The sequence below is a fragment of the Tessaracoccus terricola genome (assembly GCF_054776555.1).
Genome location: NZ_BAAHBS010000005.1, coordinates 1082243 through 1090122, shown reverse-complemented (window position 1 = coordinate 1090122; position 7880 = coordinate 1082243). Strand labels below are relative to the sequence as shown.

Annotated in this window: 7 protein-coding genes, 1 other RNA gene and 1 pseudogene; all 9 read right to left on the bottom strand. The window is 69.7% G+C overall.

Features of this window, described 5'->3' with window-relative positions:
* Window positions 1-641 (bottom strand): annotated as a pseudogene (locus ACYU7G_RS15000) (hypothetical protein); the annotation flags it as partial.
* On the bottom strand, window positions 638-2203 hold the full coding sequence (mtrB, locus tag ACYU7G_RS14995; RefSeq protein WP_461109208.1) for an MtrAB system histidine kinase MtrB: 1566 nt from the start codon (window positions 2201-2203) through the stop codon (window positions 638-640). The gene mtrB and the pseudogene ACYU7G_RS15000, both read right to left, overlap by 4 nt.
* The gene (gene mtrA, locus ACYU7G_RS14990; RefSeq protein ID WP_461109206.1) at window positions 2181-2885 is read right to left on the bottom strand and encodes an MtrAB system response regulator MtrA; all 705 of its coding nucleotides are present in this window, start codon (window positions 2883-2885) and stop codon (window positions 2181-2183) included. The genes mtrB and mtrA overlap by 23 nt, the downstream gene beginning before the upstream one ends.
* 71 nt (window positions 2886-2956) lie before the next feature.
* A complete protein-coding gene (locus tag ACYU7G_RS14985) occupies window positions 2957-3724 on the bottom strand; it encodes a hypothetical protein (RefSeq protein WP_461109204.1) in 768 nt (255 codons plus the stop codon).
* Window positions 3721-5352 carry a hypothetical protein gene (locus ACYU7G_RS14980; protein WP_461109202.1) on the bottom strand — a complete coding sequence of 544 codons (1632 nt, stop codon included), beginning with the start codon at window positions 5350-5352 and terminating at the stop codon, window positions 3721-3723. The genes ACYU7G_RS14985 and ACYU7G_RS14980 overlap by 4 nt, the downstream gene beginning before the upstream one ends.
* Complete coding sequence (locus ACYU7G_RS14975) at window positions 5349-6062, bottom strand: hypothetical protein (protein ID WP_461109201.1); 714 nt, start codon at window positions 6060-6062, stop codon at window positions 5349-5351. The genes ACYU7G_RS14980 and ACYU7G_RS14975 overlap by 4 nt, the downstream gene beginning before the upstream one ends.
* Window positions 6063-6128: 66 nt before the next feature.
* Window positions 6129-6692 carry a YqgE/AlgH family protein gene (locus ACYU7G_RS14970; protein WP_461109199.1) on the bottom strand — a complete coding sequence of 188 codons (564 nt, stop codon included), beginning with the start codon at window positions 6690-6692 and terminating at the stop codon, window positions 6129-6131.
* A 148-nt stretch (window positions 6693-6840) separates the two neighbouring features.
* Window positions 6841-7208, bottom strand: a transfer-messenger RNA (tmRNA) gene (gene ssrA / locus ACYU7G_RS14965).
* A 48-nt stretch (window positions 7209-7256) separates the two neighbouring features.
* Window positions 7257-7841, bottom strand: coding sequence for a DUF1707 SHOCT-like domain-containing protein (locus ACYU7G_RS14960; protein ID WP_461109197.1), 585 nt, complete (start codon window positions 7839-7841; stop codon window positions 7257-7259).
* Window positions 7842-7880: the final 39 nt, after the last annotated feature.

Here is a 7880-nt window from a genome sequence, read left to right as displayed (position 1 = left end):
ATGGCGTTCTTCACCGCCGGGGCGAGCTTCTGGCTGGGCCCTGCGATCTGGGACTCGACGATGCGGCTCGGGGTCAGGAGCGCCTCGGGCAGATGGATCATGTCCGGCACCACGTAGTTGCCGGAGCGGGACAGGAAGTAGGTGGTGGCGTGGGCGTAGTAGCGCTCGAAGATGAACCGGGAGACCAGCACCCCCTCCGGGGCGTTGCCGATGCGCCATTCGCCGTCCTCCTGCACCAGCTGGAACGGGAAGGTGTAGGGGCTGTGGGCCGAGGTGAACCGGCCCCACTCGTCGAGCAAGCCCGTGAGGGTCCCCTCGACGGCGAACCGGCCCTCGGACTCGTTGACCACACCGTCGTAGATCACGGCCCCGACGCCGGGGTCCCAGTCGTCGCGGACCGCAGACGCCAGGTACTCCCGCGCCACCCGATAGTCGGCCTCAGGGTCCGCCATGGCCTGCATGAAACCCTCTACGAGCCGCTCGGGGGTGACGCCCGCCTGCGGCGGCTCGGGCGCGATCTCGATCCCGGGCGGCGGCGCGCTGGCCGGGACGCTCTCCACCGGGCCGGCGATGGGCACCGTCGTGCAGCCGACGCACAGCGCCAGCGCCCCGAGGAGCAGTGCAAGTGCGAGCCGCCTCATGTGGTGGTCCTCCTCGCGGTCACGTCGGTCGGGATGATGGGCAGGGGGGAACTGGTGAGGGGGTTGTCCGCATCCTTCGGGAGCGTCAGCCGGAACTGTGCGCCCCTGCCCGGGCGCCCCCACGCGCTGAGCCAGCCGTCGTGCAGCCGGGCGTCCTCGAGGGAGATCGCGAGTCCGAGCCCGCTGCCGCCGACGACGCGGGTGCGGGAGGGATCCGCGCGCCAGAATCTCTCGAAGACCTGGGACGCCTGCGCCGCGGGGAACCCGACGCCGTGGTCGCGGACCGTGACCGCCACCGCGTCCTCGTCGCCTGCGACGGTGACGTGCACCGGTCTGCCCTCGCCGTGCTCGATGGCGTTGACGAGCAGGTTGCGCAGGATGCGACGGATGCGTCGGGAGTCCATCATCGCGGTCGCGTCGCCGCGGCTGCTGAACCGCAGTTCGGTGCCCTGCCGCTCCGCCAGCGCCTCGTGGGCCCGCACCTCGGACCGGACCAAGGCTGCCAGGTCCACGTCCTCCAGCGACAGCACGGCCGCACCGGCGTCGAACCTGGAGATCTCGAGCAGGTCCTGCAGCATCACGTCGAAGCGCTCGATCTCGGAGTACATCAGTTCTGCGGCGCGCGCCGTCTGCGGGGGGAAGTCCTCCCGCGCCTCGTGGATCATGTCCGTGGCCATCTTGATGGTTGTCAGCGGCGTGCGGAGCTCGTGCGAGACGTCGCTGACGAACCTGCGCTGGACCGCGGAGAGGGTCTCGAGCTCGCGGATGCGTTGCTGCAGGTCGTCGGCCATCTCGTTCATCGACTCGGCCAGCGAGGCGATGTCGTCGGTGCCGCGCACGAGCATGCGTTCGTCGAGGTTGCCCGACGCCAGCCGGAGCGCGGTCTGACTGGCCTTGCGCACGGGGCGCACCACCGTGACGGTGACCAGGTAGGCGATGGCGGCGAGCGCACCCAGCAGGGCCAGACCCGTGCTGACCACCGCTCCCTGGAGGGCTCGGATGGTGGCCACCTCGCTGGTCATCTGGAAGATGTAGAAGATCGGGTACCGCTCCCCCGAACTGTCCACCAGCACCGTGCCGATCGCCCAGCCCGGGACGGGCGGTTGGTCCTCGTCGACGAAGACCACCTCGGTGGGCGTGATGAACATGCCCGTGCCGGAGTCCACGGCCGCGCGCAGGTCGTCGGGCACCGACTCGGCCCGGATATCCGAGGACTGGTACACCGACGACGGCCCCTGGATCAGCACCTGGTAGCGGCCCGTCTCGGCCCCGGCCAGCGCGGCCAGCTGGATGAGTTGCTCGTTGATCGCGACGTTGCGGCTCTCGGGCAGCCGCAGTTGCTGCTGCATGAAGCTGTGGATGCCGATGGCCTCCGAGATCGACGCCTGTTTCTTGGACTCGACGATGCCGGCGGTGGCCTGGTTGAGCAGGAGCAACCCTGCCAGCACCAGCACCACGAAGGAGGCACCGAGGGTCAGGAACAGCACGCGCAGCGGCAGCGAACTCCCCCAGAGGCTGCCGATGCTCAGCTGGTTGCGCTCAGGACGCCTGCGCTGCTTCACCGGCTCGGTACCCGATGCCCCGGACCGTCACGATGATCTCCGGGTGCTCGGGGTCCTTCTCCACCTTGGAGCGCAGCCGCTGGACGTGCACGTTGACCAGGCGGGTGTCTGCGGCATTGCGGTATCCCCACACCTCGTCCAGCAGGGCCTCCCTGCTGAACACGGTGGACGGCCGCTTGGCCAGCGCCAGGAGCAGGTCGAACTCGAGCGGAGTGAGCTGGAGCTGTTCCTTGCCACGCTTCACGGTGTGCGCGGCCACGGAGATCGACAGGTCCCCGATGGTCAACTCGTCGGTGCCCGGCTCGGCACTCACCCGCCGCAGCCGGGTCCGGATGCGGGCGATCAGTTCCTTGGACTTGAAGGGCTTGGCGATGTAGTCGTCGGCGCCCGCCTCGAGACCGGCCACCACGTCGGAGGTGTCGGACTTGGCCGTCAGCATCACGATCGGCACGTCGGACTCGGCCCGGATGTCACGGCACACGGACACACCGTCGCGGCCGGGTAGCATCAGGTCCAGCAGCACGAGGTCCGGGCGAGCATCGCGCAGCACCGCCAAGGCGTTGCTGCCGGTGCCGCAGTGCACCGTCTCGAAACCTTCCTGGCCCAGCACGATCTGGAGCATCTCAGAAAGTGCCGCGTCATCGTCGACGATCAGAATCCGCCCTCGGGTCCTCTCGCTCACACGTCCCTCCCCACTTCACAAGTTGATCCACCAACTGTAGCCGGTGGCCACCGGCGGGGGTGGGAGCGCACTCAGGCGCCGGCGACGGGCCGCGGCCAGCCGTTCCGAGTGAGTTCCTCGCCGCCCTCGGCCAGCTGGTTGAACTTGCGCCTGATCTCCGACGAAGTGGCCCGCCAGGGGGCACCGCCCGAGATGTGGTGGGACAGGAAGCCCGCGGTCGAGCGGACCTTGGTGACGGCACCGGCGCTCCGGGAGAACAGCCCCCACAGGCCGACGCTCGCGCTCGGTGCGCGGTGCACGAAACCGTTCAGTTGGGCGTTGCTGCCGCGGACCTGCACGGCCGCAGTGCTGAACACCGACTCCATCAGCAGCTGCCCCTGCCGGCTGGCACGGCCGAGTCCCTGCAGGACCGTGGCGAACTCCTCGGTGGCGATCCGCTGCCGTTCCACGGCACGGGACTTGCTGCTCCTGGCGCGGCCCGACCACGTCGTGTCGTCGCCCTCGAGCTTCTTGATCTGCGCGGCCAGCTCGTCGACGTCCGCGGACGTCGACTGCCACTGGCGTTGGGCCAGTGCCAACCGCTCCGGAACGTCCCGGCTCCCCTGCAGCACGGCGAGCGACGCGACGATCCGACCCAGTTCCGTGTCCAGCTGCCACCACAGGGTGTCCCGGTAGCGCGTCATGGCGTTGGCGGCCGCCCGGTAGGTGCACGTCATGGAGCGCAGGATCTCCGAGTTCAGGACCAGCTGCATCTCGACGTTGTCGAGTGACTTCGCCACGCCGACCAGCGAGCGCATCTTCGCCACCGCGGAGTGGACGTCCTCGTATCCCTTGCTCATGCGTCGAACACCCTTCCCGTTCCGTCCACCGCGGACTGTTCGTTGGCGTTGTAGCCGGCGGCCGTGGCGTTCAGCTGGTCCGCGAGTTCCTCGTAGGCCCGCGCGCCACGGGCGGACCAGGCCTGGGTCTGCTGGGTGGCGCGGGAGTAGGCGCCTGCCGGCTCGGAGACGAGCCCGAAGCTCGACTCGCCGTCGCGCACGGAACGCGTGACAGAGTGCACTGCCTCCATCTCGACGGCGATCCGCCGCCAGTGCTCGGCGTCGCGTGCGAGTTCCTCGCTGGAGACGCTGAAGTCACTGCCCGTGGCGAAGACGCTGCGGCTCCCTGTCCACCCTTGTCCGGGGCCGTAGTGGTCCCGCGAGCCCGTCCCCTGACCGTCACCGGACCAGGCGGCAGAGGCGTGCCAGGCCCCACCGGAGGACGGGACATCGTTGCCCGCCGAGCTGGGGCCACCCGCACCGCCCGGGACGAAGGTCGTGCTCTCCACGCCGGAACTGCCTGCGGCGTAGGACCCGGTGAACCCGCCTCCCGGTGCCTGCCCCGAACTGGGATTCCAGCCCCAGCCGGACTCGTGCTGCGAACCGGCCGAAGTCTGGCCACCCCCGGAGGCGCCACCGGTCACCGGTGCGGCGCCGGAGGTGGACGAACCGCCGCCCCAGCCGGCGACGCCTGCAGCACCGGCCCCACCTGCCACTGCACCGTCGCGGCCGTGGTTGCGGCTGCCACCGCCCGCCTCGTCGCGAGAGTCGTCGTCCGTGTCATCCTGGTCCGGGTCATCGATCCCCTCCAGGCCCGGAGCGGGGGTGGCGATGCCACCACCCGCGGCGCGGTCGTGTTCGCGGAGCTGGGCCCGCAGCCATTCGTCGCTCGAGGTGGCGTCCACCCCTTCGGCCTGGCCGAATGCCTGTACGACCACGAGGGACGGATCAGCCATGTATCCGGAGGAGCCGGAGGCCTGGACCCCGGTCATGGGCGGCGCGAAGGCCGCACCACTGGCTCGGTTGTTCTGGAGGTTCTGCAGCACCGAGAGCGGGATTCCGCCCTGCTGCTGGCTTGTGTTGGCGGCCGTGGTGGCCGCGGCCGCCTGGGTGTTGGGCATGCCACCGATCCCGCCCAGGGTGGCGCCGGGCACCATCCCACCGCCACCGGCGCCGTCGTTGCGGGCCAGGTGCCCGCCCCGGGTGCCGCTGCCCGTCCTGGTCCGGGGTGCCTCGGTGGCGGTCGTGTCCACGAATGCCGTGGGCACGTCATCGTCATCCCCGACGCCCCAGGGGTCCTCCGCGTCGACGACGCGGCCGTACGGGTCCACCGCGTTGCCACCGCCCTCGTGCGCGGAGTCCAGGTGGGCCACGGGTGCGGCACCGGCCGCCCCGGAACGTGACCGCTCGCCGCCCTCACGGGTCTGGCCCGCATAGGCACCCAGCGCCCCCGCTCCGCCGGCTCCTGCGCCCATGCCGATCAGGGGCATGGGGGCGGATCCCGTGGGCTCGTCGTCGGACCGCACCTTCGTGTCCCCGAGCACCGCGTCCTCGTCCAGGTCCTCCTCGTCAGCCGGCTCGTCCTCGGCGCCGATCCCGGCGAAGAACAGGCCGTCATCGGGCCCGGACGACTCGTCGAAGTCACTCATGCCAATCCTCTCGCCATCATCGCCTGCATGTCCGCCTGGACCTGCGCCAGTTCGGCAGCCAGTTCCTCGTGCTCCCCCGGTACGAACACCGGTGGGACATAACGTTCGTAGGCCTTCTGGTGCCCCGACATCACGGCGTCCGCGATCTCGGTGATGCGGGCCTTCTGCAGCCAGGTGGTGGAGAACTCCACCGTCTCCGTCAGGCCACCGAGCCCGAGCGTCACCCGGACGTGGCCGTTGCTGCTGACGGCGGTGGCCCGGCTGCCCGAGAGGTCCGCCCACCGGACCTCGTGGGCGGGCCGCGCGGCCAACTCGTCGGAGCGCTCCATCAGCTCGGCCGCCCTGTCCTGCAGGTCCTGGAAGTTCTCCCACGTGTACTCGAGGTCCCGGCTCGGCTCCGGCTGCAGGAGTGGTGTCGACGGCAGGTTGTTGCCGATGCGGGCGTTGGCGAGGAAGAAGGCCTCGGTGAAGGAGTCGGAGAGCTGTCTGCCGGCCGTGCGCTCACGCCAGCGCGTCGACAACCGCACCCGGGTGAGTCTGCGGGTCTCCTCGTCCACCCAGATGCGAATCGCGCGCCGGGTGCAGGGGAAGCCCTGTGCGTGTTCCCACTCCTCGTCGTCGGCCTCCACCTCGGAGTCATCAGCCTCGTCCGGCTCGTAGGCCACGGGTGCGAGGAACTCGTCGTCCAGCACCGCGTCGGAATCCTGCATCTGGTGAACCCCCAATCTCCGGTCCAAGTCTGGCATCCGGGCGGGTCACCGCCGTGGGGCGCGGAGTCAGTTCAGTTCGGGGGTCTCGGTCCAGGTGGACCAGCGGCCCGTCGCGCCGCCCATGCGTCGCAGGCTGCGCCGCCACAGGTCCTCCGGGGTGCCGAAGATCTCCTCGACGCGCGCCGGGGCCCGGAACCAGGAGCCGCGGATCAGCTCGGCCTCGAGTTGGCCCGCGTCCCAGCCCGCGAGCCCGACGAAGATCCGCAGGTGGGAGAACGCACCGGCCACGAGCTCGATCGGGGTCTCCAGGTCGAGGATGCCGACGTCGTCGAAGACCCGGCGCCAGCCCGGTGGTTCCTCCCACGGGTTCGCGACCTTCGCGAGGGAGACGGCCGCCTGCTGCGAGACGGGTCCACCCTCGAACAGCGTGACCGGGGGTGAGAGGTACTGGGTGAAGTGCGCCAAGGGCTCCACCATCTCCAGCTCCGCAACCTTGTGCAGGCACACCCCGAGGGATCCGGACTCGTTGTGGTCCAGCAGCAGCACGACACTGCGGTCGAAGTAACCACCCTTGCCGGGTTCGGTGGCGATCAGGACCTGACCTGCCGCTGGAGGGCTACCGGTGCGCATGTGGCCATTCTGTCATGGGCCTGCGGCGCATTCAGCGGCGCCGCGATTCGGCGCGTCCGTGGGTCCGGCGGGCATCCGGGGCGCACCCCGGCGTCGAGGGGGAAGCAAAAGACCCGGCCCAAGGGGCCGGGTCAGGTGCGAACAGGGGCGGTGGAGGTGGCGGGAATTGAACCCGCGTCCTCAAGAGGCGAACCAGGTCTTCTCCGGGCGCAGCCGACTAGGCGTTCTACTTGGCTCCTGCACTCACGTCGGCATGTCGCAGACGAGCCCAGAATCTGTTGAGTCCCGAGTAGCCCCAGATCCCCGTGCTACTCAGCAAGCCTTCTGAATGAGGCCAGGTTACGAGCGGAAGGCGCGCCCGTGCTGACCCTTCGGTCGCTGATCAGGCAGCGAGAGCGAAGTTAGTGCGGTTGTTGTTGGCACTTATTGGTTTCCATGCAGCGTTAACGAGATAGGCATGGATCCTCGGCCCGCTTCTCCTGGGACTACCGTCCCAAGTCGAAACCAGTCACCCCCTGTTGAGTTGTTCGTCATCCATTCTAGCAGCGGCCCACCAGGATCCAATCATCGACGGGGCGGCAGCTTGGGGCGGAACAGGAGCAGTCGCTCGAGTGCCCCGGTGCTGTCGTCGCCGTTGAAGGCCCTGATGGAGAAAACCACGGTGCCGAGGAACCAGATGAGGCCCGCGAGAAAGATCGGCGAGCCGGTCCCGAGGATGATGGAGCCGATGACGACGGCCACCATGGCCAGCATCGAGGTGGCCTGCCAGCTCAGGGCCCGCCCGGCCTCCCACCAGATCCTGGAGCCGGGGACGGAGGCCGCCTTCGTGATGGCCGGGACGATGAAGCCGGTCGGCAGGCCAGCGAGGTGCACGAGCCCGGATCCCACGTTCTGCACGCCCTGCGGGACCGGTGGCCGGGCCATCGGTGCGGGGGCGAGGACACCGGCGTTGACGTCGGCCACGCGCGCCACCCCGCGCAATGAGGCATTCAGGTCCCCCCGGCTGGTGGCGGTCAGCGCCTGGGCGAGCCTGTCGTCGAAGGTCTCCTCGTCGAGGGTCCCCTTGGCGTAGGCCTGCTGCAGGTAGTCGACGGCGCGTTCGCGCTGCTCGTCGGTCACCAGGTTGGGACGCGGGGGCTGTTGGGTCATGTCCCCTATTGTCTCCGCAACCGTCCTGGATCCGTACCG

Excerpts from the sequence above, each read along its gene's own strand:
- ACYU7G_RS14960 (WP_461109197.1), bottom strand. The coding sequence starts at position 7,841 with ATGACCCAACAGCCCCCGCGTCCCAACCTGGTGACCGACGAGCAGCGC.
- ACYU7G_RS14975 (WP_461109201.1), bottom strand. The coding sequence starts at position 6,062 with ATGCAGGATTCCGACGCGGTGCTGGACGACGAGTTCCTCGCACCCGTG.
- ACYU7G_RS14985 (WP_461109204.1), bottom strand. The coding sequence starts at position 3,724 with ATGAGCAAGGGATACGAGGACGTCCACTCCGCGGTGGCGAAGATGCGC.
- ACYU7G_RS14970 (WP_461109199.1), bottom strand. The coding sequence starts at position 6,692 with ATGCGCACCGGTAGCCCTCCAGCGGCAGGTCAGGTCCTGATCGCCACC.
- ACYU7G_RS14980 (WP_461109202.1), bottom strand. The coding sequence starts at position 5,352 with ATGAGTGACTTCGACGAGTCGTCCGGGCCCGATGACGGCCTGTTCTTC.